The 19,361-nt window shown below is 43.2% G+C and carries 10 protein-coding genes, 4 tRNA genes and 3 rRNA genes; 12 read left to right on the top strand and 5 right to left on the bottom strand.

Annotated features, from left to right (window positions below; genetic code table 11):
- Positions 1 to 602 precede the first annotated feature (602 nt).
- From JMW61_RS01075 to JMW61_RS01030, 10 genes are all read left to right on the top strand, one after another.
- A 16S ribosomal RNA gene (locus tag JMW61_RS01075) occupies positions 603 to 2,141 on the top strand.
- Positions 2,142 to 2,230: 89 nt separating this feature from the next.
- Positions 2,231 to 2,307, top strand: a tRNA-Ile gene (locus JMW61_RS01070).
- A gap of 8 nt (positions 2,308 to 2,315) precedes the next feature.
- Positions 2,316 to 2,391: transfer RNA gene (locus JMW61_RS01065), tRNA-Ala, on the top strand.
- A 353-nt stretch (positions 2,392 to 2,744) separates the two neighbouring features.
- Positions 2,745 to 5,606: ribosomal RNA gene (locus JMW61_RS01060) — 23S ribosomal RNA — on the top strand.
- A 191-nt stretch (positions 5,607 to 5,797) separates the two neighbouring features.
- Positions 5,798 to 5,912 (top strand): 5S ribosomal RNA (gene rrf, locus JMW61_RS01055).
- The 16S, 23S and 5S rRNA genes sit together here with 2 tRNA genes alongside, the layout of an rRNA operon.
- A 402-nt stretch (positions 5,913 to 6,314) precedes the next feature.
- Positions 6,315 to 6,722: a hypothetical protein gene (locus tag JMW61_RS01050; RefSeq protein WP_227687331.1), complete on the top strand. Its 408-nt coding sequence runs from the start codon at positions 6,315 to 6,317 to the stop codon at positions 6,720 to 6,722.
- 790 nt (positions 6,723 to 7,512) lie between these two features.
- Complete coding sequence (locus JMW61_RS01045) at positions 7,513 to 8,952, top strand: DUF2971 domain-containing protein (RefSeq protein WP_201548697.1); 1,440 nt, start codon at positions 7,513 to 7,515, stop codon at positions 8,950 to 8,952.
- A gap of 154 nt (positions 8,953 to 9,106) precedes the next feature.
- Positions 9,107 to 9,520, top strand: a complete 414-nt coding sequence (locus tag JMW61_RS01040; protein ID WP_201548695.1) for an OsmC family protein — start codon at positions 9,107 to 9,109, stop codon at positions 9,518 to 9,520.
- Position 9,521: 1 nt separating this feature from the next.
- A complete protein-coding gene (locus JMW61_RS01035; RefSeq protein WP_201548693.1) occupies positions 9,522 to 9,986 on the top strand; it encodes a flavodoxin family protein in 465 nt (154 codons plus the stop codon).
- A gap of 101 nt (positions 9,987 to 10,087) precedes the next feature.
- Positions 10,088 to 10,750, top strand: a complete 663-nt coding sequence (locus tag JMW61_RS01030; protein WP_201548690.1) for a DUF938 domain-containing protein — start codon at positions 10,088 to 10,090, stop codon at positions 10,748 to 10,750.
- Positions 10,751 to 10,877: 127 nt separating this feature from the next.
- On the opposite strand, the gene JMW61_RS01025 is transcribed toward JMW61_RS01030, so the two are convergent.
- Positions 10,878 to 11,669, bottom strand: coding sequence for a dienelactone hydrolase family protein (locus JMW61_RS01025; protein ID WP_201548688.1), 792 nt, complete (start codon positions 11,667 to 11,669; stop codon positions 10,878 to 10,880).
- 311 nt (positions 11,670 to 11,980) lie between these two features.
- Here JMW61_RS01025 and JMW61_RS01020 point away from each other — a divergent pair, with 311 nt between their 5' ends.
- A complete protein-coding gene (locus JMW61_RS01020) occupies positions 11,981 to 14,068 on the top strand; it encodes a catalase (protein WP_201548686.1) in 2,088 nt (695 codons plus the stop codon).
- Between the two features lie 234 nt (positions 14,069 to 14,302).
- A complete protein-coding gene (locus tag JMW61_RS01015) occupies positions 14,303 to 15,091 on the top strand; it encodes an MBL fold metallo-hydrolase (RefSeq protein ID WP_201548678.1) in 789 nt (262 codons plus the stop codon).
- A gap of 54 nt (positions 15,092 to 15,145) precedes the next feature.
- On the opposite strand, the gene JMW61_RS01010 is transcribed toward JMW61_RS01015, so the two are convergent.
- From JMW61_RS01010 to JMW61_RS00995, 4 genes are all read right to left on the bottom strand, one after another.
- Positions 15,146 to 15,221: transfer RNA gene (locus JMW61_RS01010), tRNA-Lys, on the bottom strand.
- Positions 15,222 to 15,381: 160 nt separating this feature from the next.
- A tRNA-Lys gene (locus JMW61_RS01005) sits at positions 15,382 to 15,457 on the bottom strand.
- Between the two features lie 357 nt (positions 15,458 to 15,814).
- Positions 15,815 to 17,830, bottom strand: a complete 2,016-nt coding sequence (locus JMW61_RS01000) for a MacB family efflux pump subunit (protein WP_227687398.1) — start codon at positions 17,828 to 17,830, stop codon at positions 15,815 to 15,817.
- A 123-nt stretch (positions 17,831 to 17,953) separates the two neighbouring features.
- Positions 17,954 to 19,288, bottom strand: a complete 1,335-nt coding sequence (locus JMW61_RS00995) for an efflux RND transporter periplasmic adaptor subunit (RefSeq protein WP_194196855.1) — start codon at positions 19,286 to 19,288, stop codon at positions 17,954 to 17,956.
- Positions 19,289 to 19,361 lie beyond the last annotated feature (73 nt).

Genomic DNA, 19,361 nt, shown 5'->3' with positions numbered 1-19,361 from the left:
CAATTAAATCTATGAAGTTAGAAGATTTCTGAAAAACTTTCCTTGTTTTCTATTTGAGATCTCGTAGGATGCATTTAATCGTAAGGGAAGTAGATTAGTGATGTGGATAACCAAGCTTATTTGAATTAAGTTAAATTACCTCTTGACTCGAGATTTAAAGCGTATATAATACGCCCCTCAACAGGGAGAACTGGCAGTAATTAGGAGATAATTACTTAATTTAAACCCAGTTAACTCATTGAAACGAATTAAAAAAAGAAGTTGACAGACTATTAAAACATGATATGATAGTCAGCTCGCTAAATAGGATAAGCCACATTGGCTGGGATTATTTAGTTAGAAATACTAACACTGGACGACAGTGATTAGGCATTATTTAAAAGCATAACTAAAGAACAACTTGTGTGGATTTTTGCTGATTCAGAATGTTAAAAAATAAAGTTGGTTGACTATCTTTTCGATAGAATTCTAACTATAAAAATTATCATTTAAGACAGTAAAAAAACTCAAAGTTAATTCATTACGAACATAATTTTTAGCGATTTTGCCAGATTAGATGAGCCAAGTTTAGAAGTCTCTTTAAAGGACTTCATAGCAAGATTAAACTGAAGAGTTTGATCATGGCTCAGATTGAACGCTGGCGGCAGGCTTAACACATGCAAGTCGAGCGGAAACGATGATAGCTTGCTATCAGGCGTCGAGCGGCGGACGGGTGAGTAATACTTAGGAATCTACCTAGTAGTGGGGGATAGCACGGGGAAACTCGTATTAATACCGCATACGACCTACGGGAGAAAGGGGGCAGTTTACTGCTCTCGCTATTAGATGAGCCTAAGTCGGATTAGCTAGATGGTGGGGTAAAGGCCTACCATGGCGACGATCTGTAGCTGGTCTGAGAGGATGATCAGCCACACCGGGACTGAGACACGGCCCGGACTCCTACGGGAGGCAGCAGTGGGGAATATTGGACAATGGGGGAAACCCTGATCCAGCCATGCCGCGTGTGTGAAGAAGGCCTTTTGGTTGTAAAGCACTTTAAGCAGTGAAGAAGACTCCGTGGTTAATACCCACGGACGATGACATTAGCTGCAGAATAAGCACCGGCTAACTCTGTGCCAGCAGCCGCGGTAATACAGAGGGTGCAAGCGTTAATCGGAATTACTGGGCGTAAAGGGAGCGTAGGTGGCTCTATAAGTCAGATGTGAAATCCCCGGGCTCAACCTGGGAACTGCATCTGAAACTGTAGAGCTAGAGTATGTGAGAGGAAGGTAGAATTCCAGGTGTAGCGGTGAAATGCGTAGAGATCTGGAGGAATACCGATGGCGAAGGCAGCCTTCTGGCATAATACTGACACTGAGGCTCGAAAGCGTGGGTAGCAAACAGGATTAGATACCCTGGTAGTCCACGCCGTAAACGATGTCTACTAGTCGTTGGGTCCCTTGAGGACTTAGTGACGCAGCTAACGCAATAAGTAGACCGCCTGGGGAGTACGGCCGCAAGGTTAAAACTCAAATGAATTGACGGGGGCCCGCACAAGCGGTGGAGCATGTGGTTTAATTCGATGCAACGCGAAGAACCTTACCTGGTCTTGACATATCTAGAATCCTGCAGAGATGCGGGAGTGCCTTCGGGAATTAGAATACAGGTGCTGCATGGCTGTCGTCAGCTCGTGTCGTGAGATGTTGGGTTAAGTCCCGCAACGAGCGCAACCCTTGTCCTTAGTTACCAGCGGGTTAAGCCGGGAACTCTAAGGATACTGCCAGTGACAAACTGGAGGAAGGCGGGGACGACGTCAAGTCATCATGGCCCTTACGACCAGGGCTACACACGTGCTACAATGGTAGGTACAGAGGGCAGCTACACAGCGATGTGATGCGAATCTCAAAAAGCCTATCGTAGTCCAGATTGGAGTCTGCAACTCGACTCCATGAAGTAGGAATCGCTAGTAATCGCGGATCAGAATGCCGCGGTGAATACGTTCCCGGGCCTTGTACACACCGCCCGTCACACCATGGGAGTTGATTGCACCAGAAGTGGATAGCTTAACCTTCGGGGAGGCGTTCACCACGGTGTGGTTGATGACTGGGGTGAAGTCGTAACAAGGTAGCCGTAGGGGAACCTGCGGCTGGATCACCTCCTTATAGATGACATTCGGTCAGCAAGAATTCACAACAAGTTGTTCTTTAGTTTAAGCTAGTATTTATTAGCTTTTGCCTTTGTAGGCATACAAAGGCCTGTAGCTCAGCTGGTTAGAGCACCGTGTTGATAACGCGGGGGTCGGCAGTTCAAGTCTGCCCAGGCCTACCATTATTTACGGGGCCATAGCTCAGTTGGTAGAGCGCCTGCCTTGCACGCAGGAGGTCAACGGTTCGACTCCGTTTGGCTCCACCACTATAAATACGAAACTTTAGATGCTAATAAATAAAATAGGTATTAAATAGAAACAAGTGATTCGCCATTATATTGGCAAGATTACTTCTTTCTGTTTTATACAGAACCTGCTACTCGACGAGAGAGTAGGAACTATTTAAAAACATAGATATGAGTCTGGGTTAGGAAGAGCGTGTTCACGCGCACTTCTTAACCTTAATAACTCACCTCTTAACGACATCAGTTGTTATCCCAGGGGTGAGTTATTAAAAAAGTAATAAGAGAACTGAATCAAGCGTATAAAATTAGGTGATATCGTTATCATAATTAGATTGTATGACACTTAGAAGTCGAGAGACTACTTGGGGTTGTATGGTCAAGTAATGAAGCGCACATGGTGGATGCCTTGGCAGTCAGAGGCGATGAAAGACGTGACAGCCTGCGATAAGCTTCGGGGAGGCGGCAATATCCTGTGATCCGGAGATTTCTGAATGGGGAAACCCACCTACCATAAGGTAGGTATCTTGTACTTGTACAAGAAGCGAACGAGGGGAAGTGAAACATCTCAGTACCCTTAGGAATAGACATCAAATGAGATTCCCCTAGTAGCGGCGAGCGAACGGGGAGAAGCCGATTAATTCTAATGTAGAAGAACAGCGTGGGAAAGCTGACCGTAGTAGGTGATAGTCCTGTATTCGAAACATTAGAGTTAACATATTAAGTAGAGCGGGGCACGAGAAATCCTGTTTGAAGATGGGGGGACCATCCTCCAAGGCTAAATACTCCTGACTGACCGATAGTGAACCAGTACCGTGAGGGAAAGGCGAAAAGAACCCCTGTGAGGGGAGTGAAATAGAACCTGAAACCGTGTGCGTACAAGCAGTAGGAGCTTCAATTTATTGGAGTGACTGCGTACCTTTTGTATAATGGGTCAGCGACTTATATTCTGTAGCAAGGTTAACCGTTTAGGGGAGCCGTAGGGAAACCGAGTCTTAATAGGGCGTTTAGTTGCAGGGTATAGACCCGAAACCGAGTGATCTATCCATGAGCAGGTTGAAAGTGCCGTAACAGGCACCGGAGGACCGAACCCACTGTCGTTGAAAAGCCAGGGGATGACTTGTGGATAGGGGTGAAAGGCTAATCAAACTCGGTGATAGCTGGTTCTCCCCGAAAGCTATTTAGGTAGCGCCTCGGACGAACACCATTGGGGGTAGAGCACTGTTTCGGCTAGGGGGTCATACCGACTTACCAAACCGATGCAAACTCCGAATACCGATGAGTGATATCCGGGAGACACACAGTGGGTGCTAACGTCCATTGTGGAGAGGGAAACAACCCAGACCGCCAGCTAAGGCCCCAAATTCCTAGTTAAGTGGGAAACGAGGTGGGAAGGCATAGACAGCTAGGAGGTTGGCTTAGAAGCAGCCATCCTTTAAAGAAAGCGTAATAGCTCACTAGTCGAGTCGGCCTGCGCGGAAGATGTAACGGGGCTCAAACTAGGAGCCGAAGCTGCGGATTTGAATTTGTTTTCAAGTGGTAGGGGAGCGTTGTGTAAGCCTGTGAAGGTGTGTCGTAAGGCATGCTGGAGGTATCACAAGAGCGAATGCTGACGTGAGTAACGATAATGCGAGTGAAAAGCTCGCACGCCGGAAGATCAAGGGTTCCAGTCCAACGTTAATCGGGGCTGGGTGAGTCGACCCCTAAGGCGAGGCCGAAAGGCGTAGTCGATGGGAAATCAGTTAATATTCTGATACTTGTTTATAATGCGATGGAGGGACGGAGAAGGTTATGTCAGCCTGGCGTTGGTTGTCCAGGTGAAAGGATGTAGGCTTGTGGCTTAGGTAAATCCGGGCTACTACATGGCTGAGATCTGATAGCAAGCTGTACTTGTACAGTGAAGTGGCAAATACCATGCTTCCAGGAAAAGCTTCTAAGCAATAGTTATAAACGAATCGTACCCTAAACCGACACAGGTGATCAGGTAGAGAATACCAAGGCGCTTGAGAGAACTCTGCTGAAGGAACTAGGCAAAATGGTACCGTAACTTCGGGAGAAGGTACGCTGTTGGTGGTGATAGGACACGCTCCTTGAGCTGCTGGCAGTCGCAGATACCAGGCTGCTGCAACTGTTTATTAAAAACACAGCACTCTGCAAACACGAAAGTGGACGTATAGGGTGTGATGTCTGCCCGGTGCTGGAAGGTTAATTGATGGGGTTAGCGTAAGCGAAGCTCTTGATCGAAGCCCCAGTAAACGGCGGCCGTAACTATAACGGTCCTAAGGTAGCGAAATTCCTTGTCGGGTAAGTTCCGACCTGCACGAATGACATAATGATGGCAGCGCTGTCTCCAGCAGAGACTCAGTGAAATCGAAATCGCAGTGAAGATGCTGTGTACCCGCGGCTAGACGGAAAGACCCCGTGAACCTTTACTACAGCTTTACATTGAACTTTGACCTGACTTGTGCAGGATAGGTGGGAGGCTTTGAAGCAGACACGCTAGTGTTTGTGGAGCCAATCTTGAAATACCACCCTGGTCATGTTGGGGTTCTAACTCAGGTATAACAATACCGAGGACAATGTATGGTGGGTAGTTTGACTGGGGCGGTCTCCTCCTAAAGAGTAACGGAGGAGTACGAAGGTGCGCTCAGACCGGTCGGAAATCGGTCGTAGAGTATAAAGGCAAAAGCGCGCTTAACTGCGAGACCCACAAGTCGAGCAGGTACGAAAGTAGGTCTTAGTGATCCGGTGGTTCTGTATGGAAGGGCCATCGCTCAACGGATAAAAGGTACTCTGGGGATAACAGGCTGATACCGCCCAAGAGTTCATATCGACGGCGGTGTTTGGCACCTCGATGTCGGCTCATCTCATCCTAGGGCTGAAGCAGGTCCTAAGGGTATGGCTGTTCGCCATTTAAAGAGGTACGCGAGCTGGGTTTAGAACGTCGTGAGACAGTTCGGTCCCTATCTACCGTGGGCGTTGGAAATTTGAGAGGATCTGCTCCTAGTACGAGAGGACCAGAGTGGACGAACCTCTGGTGTTCGGGTTGTCACGCCAGTGGCATTGCCCGGTAGCTACGTTCGGATGGGATAACCGCTGAAAGCATCTAAGCGGGAAGCCCACCTCAAGATTAGATTTCCCTAAAGAGCCGTTCAAGACTAGGACGTTGATAGGCAGGGTGTGGAAGTGCAGCGATGCATGTAGCTAACCTGTACTAATTGCTCGTTTGGCTTGACCATACAACACCCAAGTGGTTTGTATACAAGTCTAATTAATCTATCTTGTATAAGCTGTAGTGGCTTATAGAATAAAGAGAGAATATTTCGATATCACCTTTAACCTTGATTCAGTTAGGTTATAAGTTGATCGACTAAAAAGTAAAATTTATAGTCAAACAATAAAAACAACAGACTCATATCTAACCCCCTTTGCTGACGACAATAGCGCGATGGCCCCACCTGATCCCTTCCCGAACTCAGAAGTGAAACATCGTTGCGCCAATGGTAGTGTGGATTCGTCCATGTGAGAGTAGGTCATCGTCAGCTCTCTATACTTAAAAAGAGTCATCCTTAACCGGGTGGCTCTTTTTTTTATCTTTTATTCTTAGTGACCTACACAGTAAATCCTATTTAAAGGTGAGCAAGGAGTAACGACTGTCTGGGAGACAGTCGTCCGTAGGGCAGGACGAAAGGCTATGCCTGTAGATAGCTCTTGCGCTGCCTTGAGGAGGAACAAGCGAAACACTGTTTCGCCCGACGCAAGACAAGAGCTGTGCTCGCAGTTAGCAGTGCTTTGCTTTAACGGCGCGCTCCTCGTTCGTCAGCTCTCTATTCTAAAGATAAACCCCCTTTGACTTATGTCAGAGGGATTTTTTTTGTCTGGCTTTTGAGGAATGCAGTATAGTAAAAATGCAGTGTAGTATTATCTCTGATATCGGTTTAAAGTAGATGAGTAAAACAATCAATAAAACCAAGCTAGAAAGCAAACTAGGACATAAACCGATGTTAATTATCAAACTGACTGATAGAAGAGAAACCTTAGACGATATTGAGAAAATATGTCTATATTTAACAACGCACAAAGAGTTATTGCCTTTGATAACCACTGAAGAAGGTAAAGATATTTCTTATATTTTAAAGCCAACATTTAAAGCTGATCATAACGAATCTGAAAAGAAAGCGCACTGGGAAAAAGTATTTAATGAGTTTACGTTGACTGATAATAAAGGCGATGAAATGCGTTTTTATAGAGAGGAAAAAACAGATGCTCTATACTTTGGTACTAAGAAAGGATTTGAGACGCTAGAAAGTATCAATAATGATGAACCTGCTATTAAAAGTAGATTTAACAACTAGGACGTGTTGAATACCCACTAATAGGCACTGCTAATCACTAAAACGGTTTTAGACAAGGCGTAAAACGATGGTAATGCTTGTCTTTAACTAGGTTTACAACACACTGCTTATATAGTCGGTGAACTACTAAACCACTACGGCGTTACCCTCCTTAGATGTACTACTTGTACAATCTGCAGTCGGCTGCCTTGTACTCATTTTAGAGTTCTTTGACTATAGATCTGGTAGACAAGCGTTAAGCTGATAAAGGATAATTCATGTCAATTTGGTCACTGGTTCTAATATCATTCTTGCATATTACGATTGGTGGGGCTTTTTCCCTTGGTTTTCTCTTTTATATTTGTGCAGAGAATAGCCCAGATTTATCTAAATTTGAAAATACGGTTCTGTTTACCTTACTTATCGCATATTCAGCATCTCTGTTAGTAAGTACTGGACTGGCCATTTACTATTATGCTGCACTTGATAGCGAGTCATACTACTTATGCTTTTCGTTGTCTTGGGGTTTGCTCATACTGCTGTTAGGGTATTGGACATATATTTCAGCGAGATTTAGCTAATAAATAGTCTAAGAGGATTTGGCAGATCAGTTAGATTTTTCTATGGATGGAGTTGAGAGGTTGTAAGTAATTATTTTGTATGAGAAGTTAATTGTTAGCTCTCTATTTTGAGTAAAATCCTCTTTCGCTAATGGAAAGGTGTTTTTCTTTGCGTGAAGATTATGTTTATTATGATATTCTAAATAATATAACCTTATAAATTGAATTTTTGCAGGAGCTAATATTGTTACATGAAAGATGAATTTTATAGGTTTAGGAGTATTGATAGCCTACTTGGAAGTCACAAAGAATTAGAACACCAAAGTATATATTTTGCTGAGCCCAAATCATTGAATGATCCTATGGAAGGATATAGAGATATTTATTGGGAAGGTGACCTAGTAGTATGGAGTAACTTATTTAACCACTATCTACTATGCCTTGAAAGAGTATGCTCATTAGTAATTCTATCGGGTGAGGAACATCCAGTATGCAAAGATGATATACCCATTTTTTCTGGAGAAGACAACTTTCCAACTCCTTCATATAAAAAAATATTCCATACCATTTCTGATAATTTCTTCAAAAATACCAATATAAACAAAATTTTAAAATCTCTTTCTGAGAGAACTCTACCTGTTAGAAAAGATGAGCTTTTGCTTTATTTAGGAGCCATACATGGTCTTGCTCTTGAGATTATAAATATAGAATATGAAAAAAAAGGATTTATACCTGTAAGAGAAGCTCATGACTTAGAAGTGGAACAACCAATCGTCAACTTACTTAGTCAGAACTTTATTGGTATTTTAGAGGAAACTTTTAATAAAAGTGATAAAGAGAAAGAATTATTAAGTGTTTTATTTACTGCTTCCAAAAGTACTAATGATCAAATAGAGTTGATAAATAGATTCAATAAAGTAATAGATGATACCAAGAAGAACAGAAATTTCGTTATAGTAGATTTCCCTAAGGATTATATATCTCAGCTGGAAAAATTGATTTTTCCCAACTGGTATACTGCTTGTTTTATGTCTGAGTGTACAAACTCATCTGTTTGGGGGCATTATGGTAACAATCATAGCGGTGTATGCTTAGTTTTTAATGTAGATACTGTTGATGATAAAGAAAATTTAAAACTCAAAGGAGTTACCGGATATGGATCTAAAGGAAAGATTTATAGTTTTTCTAATTATTTTTTCCATCCCATAGATTATAAAGCGGGTTTTGGTAGCATTGACTTTTTTCGTATGATGGGCCGTATGCCTGTAAGTAAACTACAATCAATGTGGTATACACTACATGATTCAGTAAGTAAATGTGCAGGTGAGGTATTTAGTGACGAAGATAACTGGAGAAGTAAGTACTGGGAACGTTTTTATAGAGATATTCTTATCAAATCTAAAGATTGGTCTTATGAAAATGAATACCGTTTGATTTTGTCTAGTATCTCGGTGGACTCATCTGATCCTAACGATAGAACATTGAATTATAATTTCTCTTCTCTAAAGGGTATTATTTTTGGTATTAATACTAAAATTGAACACAAATTAGAAATAATGAGAATTATAGAAAAGAAATGTAGTGAAAATAAAAGAGATGATTTCAAGTTCTATCAGGCTAGATACTCTTCAGAAGATAAGTGTATATTGCATGATGAATTGAGTCTTCTTAAATTCAGTAAAAAAAATTAGATATTGGCTATTTGCAATAGAACTATTACCGCGAAATATATTTGTCATAAATGTATTCGTATATCTATAATAAATGCAAGATAGTTGTCAGCTCCAATTGTTTTACTTTCACATCAATATATAAATAATAATGGTAACTATAAAAGAGAACCCCATGACCACCTCAAAAGTAACTTACCAAGGCAATTTACGCACCCAAGCCATCCATTTACAGTCAAACAATCAAATCATTACTGATGCGCCGACGGACAATCATGGCAAGGGCGAAGCATTCTCACCGACCGATTTGCTAGCCACCAGCTTGGGCAGTTGTATCTTAACGATTATCGGTATCAAAGCCGAAGCGATGGATATCGATATCTCAGGTACGACCGCAGAAGTTACCAAAGTCATGGCTGCCAAACCAAGGCGTGTGAGTGAAATACATGTCGTGGTTAATTTTTCAAAAGCCTTGGAGGAGAATACCTTAAAACGATTTTATAAAACCGCGTTGACCTGCCCAGTAGGTAATAGCTTGGATCCTGCCATTACCCAAAACTTAGTATTTAACAATGGTACAGATGCCTAATATGTCTAATAAGACCTTACTCATCGTGGCTCATGCACCATCGCCCAATACTCAGAAGTTGGCGCAGGCAGCCTTCAATGGTGCCAATCATCCTGATATAGATGTCACTGTCATCTTGAAATCACCGCAGGACACGCAGCCTGAGGATGTGTTGGCTGCCGATGCGTTATTGCTAGGTACGACTGAAAATCTAGCGTATATGGCAGGGCTGACCAAGGACTTTTTTGATCGTTGCTACTATCCAGTGCTAGAAGAGAAGCAAGGCATGCCATTTGCGGTATATATACGGGCAGGGCATGATGGTACAGGTACTAAACTTGCGCTCAAAACGATTACAACGGGGCTACGTTGGCCATGGATTCAAGAAGCGTTGATACTACAAGGTGATTGGCAAGAGAGCTTCACTGAGCAAGTAGAGGAGCTTGCTATGACGTTGGCTGCTGGGGTCGAGGCAGGTATTTACTAGTCGTGAGTTGTTTAGCAGTCACTGGAGTAACGTTTGACAAAATTCATTAATCTATCGACATTAATACTAAGAGCATAATAGACGATCTGGAGAGAGTATTGATGCAAGACGCTAATCTGAATAGTGATAATTTGAATACTAAAGTGGATGTTGCTGCACTGCCATTTTCCCAAGCGTGTGAGAATAATAAACAGCCTATCTTAGAAGTACTGCAAACAGAGCTACAAGGCTCTAATCATGTATTAGAGATTGGTTCTGGAACTGGTCAGCATAGTGTGTATTTTGCGCCTCATTTAGCACATTTAAAATGGCAAACTAGCGATGTCACTAGTAATCATTGCCACATAATTGCTTGGCATGATGCTTATCCTGCGCCAAATCTATATCCACCTCTGCCTTTTGATTTAACCATTAACTTAAGACCTATTAACGGCCAATTAAATACACCTTATGATGTGATATTTACGGCCAATACCTTACATATTATTGGTTGGGATTTGGTCAAAAAGTTATTTGCATTGGCAGGTGATACTTTGCAAACAGATGATAAGCTGATCGTATATGGCCCTTTCAATGAGCATGGTAACTATACCAGTGAAGGTAATCAGCGATTTGATGCAATGTTGAGGGCAGGTAATTCTGACAGCGGGATTCGTCATAAAGAAGAGGTTGTCAGTTTAGCCAGTGAACATCATCTGAAACTTGTCACTACTTATGCGATGCCTGCCAACAATCAATTATTGGTATTTCAAAAAGCTAAATAGTTAAAGCTTTAGCAAAAATTTTATAATAAAAAAGACACCTCAATTGATGGTTTTCAGATCTTGATTGAAGTGTCTTTTTATTTGGGCTTACTTATATTATTGTTGATATGGTTTTTATGCCGTTGGACTATTTATATTCTTCTTCTAAAAAGTCTAAGTAACGCTTCCAAGAGCGTTCATCCGCACGTGCATCATAGTTATTGCTATCAAACACACTAAAGGCGTGTGGTGCGCCGCTATAGGTGACCATTTCGTGTGGTATCTTAGCCGCTTCTAATGTTTTACCCAGTGTCGCAAAGCTTTCAAGAGACACCACCTCATCCGCTGAGCCATGGAACACCAGTATCTCGCCTGTGGTCTTATCATAACTCTGACCGGTTGGAACCTCAAAAGCCCCATGGAAGGGTACAAATGCTTTTTGTTCAAACCCTGAACGTGCCAGTTCTAGCGCAACCGTACCGCCAAAACAATATCCCATAGTCGTGCCTTTGCGCACATCATTGCCTTGTAGTTGTCCTGCTGTTAATGCCCCTGCCAATATGCGACGCATTTTATTACGGTCGTCATATAGCTCTCCAGTTAGACGTTTGTTTTCTTCAATAGAAGTAGGGCGAACGCCCTGACCAAACATGTCGGCTGCTAGCACATTGTAGCCTTCAGTTGCCAACATCTCAGCACGTTTACGCTCATAATCGGTCAGACCATCCCAATCATGAATGAGCAAAATAAAAGGTGCGTTGGGCTTATCCGCTTTGGCGTAATAGCCTTCGTATGCTTGATCATCCACTGTATAAGTAACGTTTTTAGTCGTAATGGCGGCGGCTGTTTGGCTGAACGTCAGTGCCATTAGGCTGACTGACGCACCCATTAGCAATGAGTGATAAGGTTTTTTAGACGGAGCATTTGAAGTTAGTAACATGGTAGGTCGCCTTATAGTCATATGAAAAATTGTCTTATAAAAAAGATAAATAGTTGGCTAAAACCATGCCCATTTCATTTATCAACCGTTTTTAGTACTTCATAAAAGCATACCTTAAAAAATCACTACATTACAAGAATCTATTATCAGTGTTGATGCTCACTTTAAACCATCTAAAACGGCTTATTTATCACGGCTGCAAACTTTAACCAAATATCAACAAGGAGTGCCATGAATTAGTCATATCTTTTGGCTAATATTAGATACAGCTCAGCATAGAGCCTACTTTTAATTACTAGCTAGGATGCATAATGAAAAATAATATTGATCATACTGACCCCGCTAAAGATATGAATACGGAACGTGGCAATGGGGGCGAAACCCATCAGCGTGCCGGTGATGACACCAAAGTTTTGACGACGCAACAAGGCGTTGCCATCTCTGATAATCAAAACTCTCTAAAATCTGGCAGTCGTGGCCCTACATTGCTAGAGGATTTTGTACTGCGTGAAAAGATTCATCATTTTGACCATGAGCGTATTCCTGAGCGTATCGTCCATGCGCGCGGTAGTGCTGCACATGGTTATTTTGAGCTGACAGAATCACTAGAAGAATATACCACGGCGAAAATTTTGACCGAGACGGGTAAGCAGACGCCTTTATTTACCCGTTTTTCTACCGTTGCTGGTAACAAAGGCTCAAAAGATACGCCACGTGATGTCCGTGGTTTTGCCGTGAAGATTTATACCGAAGAAGGCAACTGGGATATCGTTGGTAACAACATGCCGATTTTCTTTATCCAAGATGCGATGAAGTTTCCGGATTTGATTCATGCGGTAAAACCAGAGCCTGATCGCGGCTTCCCGCAAGCAGCATCTGCGCATGATACCTTTTGGGACTTTGTATCATTGAGTCCTGAAACCATGCACAACTTGATTTGGCTAATGAGTGATCGTGGTCTGCCACGTAGCCTACGTATGATGGAAGGCTTTGGTATTCATAGTTATCGTCTCATCAATGAAGAAGGTAAGAGCACCTTTGTACGTTTCCATTGGAAGCCGGTATTGGGTGTGCAGTCAACCACATGGGATGAAGCAGTGAAAATCTCGGGTGCTGATCCTGATTATCATCGTCGTGATTTGTTTGAATCAATTAACAATGGTGACTATCCTGAATGGGAGTTTGGCGTTCAGTTATTTACCGAAGAAGAAGCCAATGAATTTCCCTTTGACCATTTAGATGCGACCAAACTGATTCCAGAAGAATTAGTACCAGTCAAAGTAGTCGGTAAAATGGTGCTCAATCGTTATCCGGATAATTTCTTTGCAGAAACGGAGCAAGTGGCATTCTGTCCGTCACACTTGCCACCGGGTATCGACTTCAGTAACGATCCATTATTGCAAGGTCGTCTGTTCAGCTATCTAGACACGCAGCTATCTCGTTTAGGCTCGCCTAATTTTGCACAGATTCCAATCAACGCACCAAAATGTCCGTTTGCGAATAATCAGCAAGATGGTCATATGCAAATGCAAGTGCCTAAAACTCGTACGCTGTATGAGCCACAGAGCTTAGATCCAACGAGACCTCGTGAAAGCGCCAAACGTGGTTTTGAGTCATTCCATGAGCAGTTGGATGATGGGGTAAAAGGTCGCGTACGTGCAGAGAGCTTCGCCGATCACTATAGTCAACCACGTATGTTCTATCGCAGTCAGACGCCAACTGAGCAAGCACACATTGCAACCGCGTATGCCTTTGAGCTGGGTAAAGTTGATACCGCTCATGTGCGTGCCCGTACGCTCAGTCATCTGATTCATATCGATGAAGACTTGGCCAATCGTGTGGCAACCGCGCTCGGTATGGAATTGCCAGAGCCTGCGGATGCTGCTGCACCTGTCCAAGATATGGCAACGTCTAAAGCAATACAAACCATTGGTTTGACTCCTGACAGCCTAAAAGGTCGTATGATCGGTATATTGGTAGCAGAAGGATCTAACAGTAGCGAAATCAAGAAGTTTGAAACAGCAGCGACGGAACAGGGTGCCAGTGTCAAGATAGTAGCGCCTAATAAAGAAGTTGTATTGGACGATGGTACACGCATACAAGCAGATGAGCGTCTTGCTGGCGGGCCCTCAGTGATGTTTGATGCTGTCGTGAGTATCATCATGCCTGACCAAGCGAAGAAGCTCGCTAAAGACAGCTCAGCATTAGACTGGTTCAATGATGCGTATAATCATTGCAAAGCTATCGCTTATTGCGGAGCGACCGATGAATTTATTCTAAGTAAACTGCCAGTTGAAAAAGATGAATTCGTTACGCCACTTGCTGAACTAGATAGCTTCATTGAAAATGCTAAGTCTCGTCTGTGGGAGCGTGAGCCAAAGGTTCGTGATCTTGCTTAGTTGATAAGCAGGTAATTTACGAATTATCTAAAGTATTAAGTGTTTTCTCAAACCCAGCCTAAGTGCTGGGTTTTTGTTTATGTGAGGAAAAGTGGTTTATAGTCACAAGCGTTCACTCAAAGTCATTACAATCTACATGGCGAGGGTTATACTAAATTCTATTAAGGCGCGTTAAAAGCGTCTCAGATAGTAGGGATACTATAAAAGTGACCAATTATGTAGCAGGGAATGCAAATGAGTTTATGTGAAATTGTACGTTTAGAAGGATATATTCAAAGCACGTATCTGGCAGTATATCCAGATAAGATTATGCTGTTAGATGGGGCATGTCGCCCTGATGTGCCGATGGTATTAGAGTATATCAAGACAACGTTGCAGCGACCAATAACTGATCTAAAAGTCGTCGTCGTCACTCATATGCATCCAGATCATGCAGGCGGGGCACATAAATTCCGAGAGCAGACGGGTTGCCTGATTGTCTCAGCAGACAAAGATACGCAGTGGTACAGCCGTATCGCTGGGCGCACCATGCATCTTGTCGATATGAATCTTGCGCATTATGTGGCGAGACGTCAAGGTCGCTCTCCAAAAAACCTATATTATCCAGCGCATCTCAAGGCCGATATCACCGTTGGTGAGGGTGACTGCGTGCCAGGGTTTGATGAATGGCAGGTGTTAGAGACCCCAGGTCATACAGACCGTGATTTGTCTTTGTTTCACATGCCCAGTCGACAGGTCTATACGGCTGACTTAATTATCAAGCTACGCCACAAGTTTGTGGCACCTTTTCCTGTCTATGATCCTAAGGTTTATATTCAATCACTACAAAAAATAAAAGACTTAAAACCTTCAATGGTCATGATGGCACATGGGTGTGAGCTGGCGATAGATGAGGCAACTTTTGATATGTTGATTACGCAAGCTCCCAAGCATCCACGTACGATCAAAGACACGATCAAGCATAAATTACTGTGGCGAAAAAATAGCGAATTTACTGTCTTTAAGAAAAAACGAAAAAAATAAAATTTAAACGAAAAAAAGCTCAGTTACTATTATAGTAACTGAGCTCTCTAAATATGGTGGGCCGACCGCGACTCGAACGCGGGACCAATTGATTAAAAGTCAACTGCTCTACCAACTGAGCTATCGGCCCTGAAGAGCGTATAAAAAAGCACTGGCTTTTTTAACTCTACAAGTGAATTTACAGTTTCGTAAATTCGGTGAAGTTTTCTAAAAGAAATCTTCTTAAACTTTGTGACTTATTATGCCGCTACCTGATAGGGTAAGGTACACAACAAGCGTAATACTAAATATGGTGGGCCGACCGCGACTCGAACGCGGGACCAATTGATTAAAAGTCAACTGCTCTACCAACTGAGCTATCGGCCCTGAGCGAGGATAAAATGAAGTACTACTTCATCTGAGTGCAAGAGGATTTACATTTTCGTAAATTCTAAAAACTCGATATCAACACTAGGTTTGCATTTCACTGCAAGTCAAAGTTCTTTAAACAAAAACTTTGTTAAACAAACTTAATATTAATAAGCACATTAAGTTTGCTTCAACGTTTAAAGAGTTTGTATCCCTAAACGTGAGAGCACATTATATATATAATTATGACAATTACAACCCTAAATGATAAATAAAGTGCAAATATTAGAAAAAAAGTTATATTTCTTCAGGATTTCGTTATTAGAGCCGTTTCAGACTCTAATTATACTGATTCAGTGCGCTCATAATTGACTGTTAATCCCTAGAAAGTGCGTCTACAGGGTCAAGTTTGGCAGCATTACGGGCAGGCAAGAAGCCAAAAACAACCCCGATGAGCGTTGAGCATACGAAAGCTGCAATAATAGAAGTTGATGAATAGATAACTTTAAAACTATCGCCACCCAATCGATTGATCAATTCGCCAATGGCGAAGGCCATACCAATACCCAGTAAGCCCCCTAAAATACAGACCAGTACGGCTTCTATTAAAAACTGCTGCATAATATCGCTTTGACGGGCGCCTACGGCCATTCGTACCCCAATCTCATTGGTACGCTCGGTCACAGAAACTAGCATGATATTCATAACGCCAATACCACCAACTATTAATGAGATAACGGCAACGGAGGAGATAAGCAGCGTCATCGTTCCTGTCGTCGATTCAATGGTCTGACGAATAGAGTCTGAGTTTCGAATCTCAAAGTCATCTTTGCCATGACGACCTTCTATTAAGTCGGAGATAGCAGACTCAGCTGCACTAGAGGAGATGCTATCATCTAATAACGCAACAAAACGGTCGATATTAGCACTACCAGTAATACGTGACATGACGGTGGTGTAGGGCATATATATCGTAGGTGTGGTAACGTCTGGGCCAAAGCCACTGTCACTTTCCTCTAGGACGCCAATGACTCGCCCAGGTACACTGCCGATGAGCAGTACTTCACCAACTGGGTTTTCAACGTCTGAAAAGAAGGCTTCTTGAGCATTACTATCAATAATAATGTCTTGACTGCGCAGGCTAATACTTTGTGCATCAAAACCTTGACCCAGTGCTAATGTCTCACCAGTAACTCCTAGGTAGTATTCACCAACGCCATTAATCGTTGAACTCTCTTCTACACCGCGATAACGCACACTAGAGGTGGCGTTCACTTGAGGGCTGACGTTAATGACATAAGGTTGATTGCCGACTGCCTCTGAGTCTTCTGGCGTGAGGTTGTCATCATTGTAACGGCGTCTTGGGTCGCCTCTAGGGTAGCCGTCATTCACTGTTATAGTATTGGTACCGAGTGAACTGATATTCGCGAGAATCTGCTGCTGAGAGCCTTGACCGAGACCGACGATAGAGACAACTGCTGCAATACCGATGATAATACCTAACATGGTCAGTAGGGTGCGCATCTTGTGTGCACGCATGGCAAGCAAGGACATCTTAAATGCTTCAAAAAAGCGATCGATAAAACTGGCAAATGCGCTTTTTCGGTGTTGGCTCAGAATAGGCTCAGGCTGTTTTTCTGTTCGTTTGTAATGCTCAGTTTTATAATCAGCAATGACGTAGCCATCTTTTAGCTCAATCACGCGCTCGGCTTGGGCGGCAAGCTTGGGATCATGGGTAACCATAATGATGGTATGACCTTGATCACTTAGGTCGTGCAGTATAGCCATCACATCTTCGCCAGATTTACTATCTAGCGCACCCGTTGGTTCATCGGCTAAGATAACATCGCCACCATTCATCAGAGCACGAGCAACCGAGACACGCTGCTGCTGACCACCTGAGAGCTGGCTAGGTCGATTGTTTACCTTTTCTCCCAGTCCTAAGTCTGTCAGAAGCTTTTCGGCACGATTGATGCGTGCCTCAGTATTCATGCCAGCATATACGGCAGGGACAGCGACGTTGTCTTTGGCATTGATATCACCAAGCAGATGATAACGCTGAAAAATAAACCCAAAGTGCTCACGGCGCAATTTAGCCAGTTCATCAGCATCTAGCCTGTTTGCTGATTGGCCATAAATTTTATAATCACCAGCTGATGCTTGGTCTAAGCAGCCCAAGATGTTCATTAAAGTGGACTTGCCTGAACCTGATTGCCCAATAATAGCGACCATCTCACCTTGATTGATGGTTAGGTTGATATCATGCAAGACTCGAATGGTTTGCTCACCAGCAGGGAACTCTCGAATAATCCCCGACAGCTGCATAATAGGATTATCAGCGATGGAGGATACATTATTCTTTGGGGCTTCTGCTGAGACGTCAGCGCTCATGGGCGACGGTTTAGAAGATTGAGATATAGTCATAGCAATGTCTTTAATCAAGTGTCGTGAGCGTCGGTGTAGCAGAGCTGATTTGTACCAGCTCTATTACAATCAACATATACAAAGAATAGGTTACATGCCTGGAATGCCACCACCGCCAGGTCCACGCCCGCTACCTGATTTTTTAGTGCTCTCTCCACTGATGATAACTTCCTCGCCTTCTTTTAAACCACTTAATATTTGCGCATTTACTCGGTTGTCGATACCTACTGTTACGGCTCGTTCTTCGACGCTACCGTCATCTTTTAGCACCCGTACATATTTGCTGGTTTGGGCTTGGCCTTCTACTTTCTTTTTAGCAGCCCTTTCTTGTACGACCGTTGATGGTACAAGCAGTGCATCTTTGGCTTCATCAATAATGACATAGATCTGAGCGGTCATATCAATTCTAAATAATCGATCAGGGTTTGGCACTTCCACATAGCCGACATAGTAGATTGCAGAGTCCGTTGAGCTGGTCTCACTAATCTCCTCAGGCGCTGGCTCAATGGCTGTCAAGGTCGCATCATACTGTTTGTCTGGATTACCAATGATATTGAAGTAAGCAGGCATGCCAGCACTGACGTTAATGACATCAGCTTCGGAGATTTGTGCATTGATACGAACCGTTGATAAATCGGCTAGGGTAACCAGAGTCGGCGCCGTTTGATTGGCGTTGACGGTCGTGCCTTGTTCGGTCGTGATAGAAACGACCGTACCGGATATGGGCGCACGAATAGTGGTATAGCTGAGATCTTCCTCTGCGGTACTTACGTTCGTCTGTGATATGCGTATGGCTGCCTGCTGACTATTAATATTAGCATCTGTGGTAGCGATCGCTGCTTTTGCTGTATCGATGGCAGCGCGTGCATTAGCAACGGCTGCTTCGGCTGTCTCAACGCTAGTTGCTTGCGTGTCATACTCCTGCTGAGATATTGCATCGATGGCAACCAAAGACTGCAAACGAGAAAAATCGGACTTTGCTTGCTTCAGCTCAGACTGACGGCTGGCAAGGTCGGCATAGGCGCTTTTTAGACTGGCTTGCTTGCTTAGTGCTTCTGCTTTTGCACTTTGAAGTGCTGCTTCACTTTGCTGAAGGCCAGCTTGTTGATTGCTTAAGTTATTGTTTTGAGTGACTTGATCAATCTGGGCAATCAAATCGCCTTTCTGTACCTCATCACCCACTTCCACATAGAGACGTGTTACTTCACCAGAGACCTGTGCACCGACATCAACCGTATTTAAGGCTTTGACTTTGCCTGAAGCCATGACATTTTTTTCAATATCGCCGAGCTCAACCGTGGCAGTTAAGTAGTTTGGGCCTTCTTCTTCTGGCTTCAACGTAGCATAAGCCAACGCCACCAATGCGGCAATAATCAGGACAATGACGCCCCATTTGATAGCAGATTTTTTGCTCATTTTGCGCATAACAACAATCCAATGACAATAAACTCAAGTATGGTTATAGTAGATGCTTCATCCCTAAAAGGGAATGGCAATT

Source organism: Psychrobacter fjordensis (assembly GCF_904845995.1).
GTDB lineage: Bacteria > Pseudomonadota > Gammaproteobacteria > Pseudomonadales > Moraxellaceae > Psychrobacter > Psychrobacter fjordensis.
This window is presented reverse-complemented; position numbering and strand designations above follow the sequence as displayed.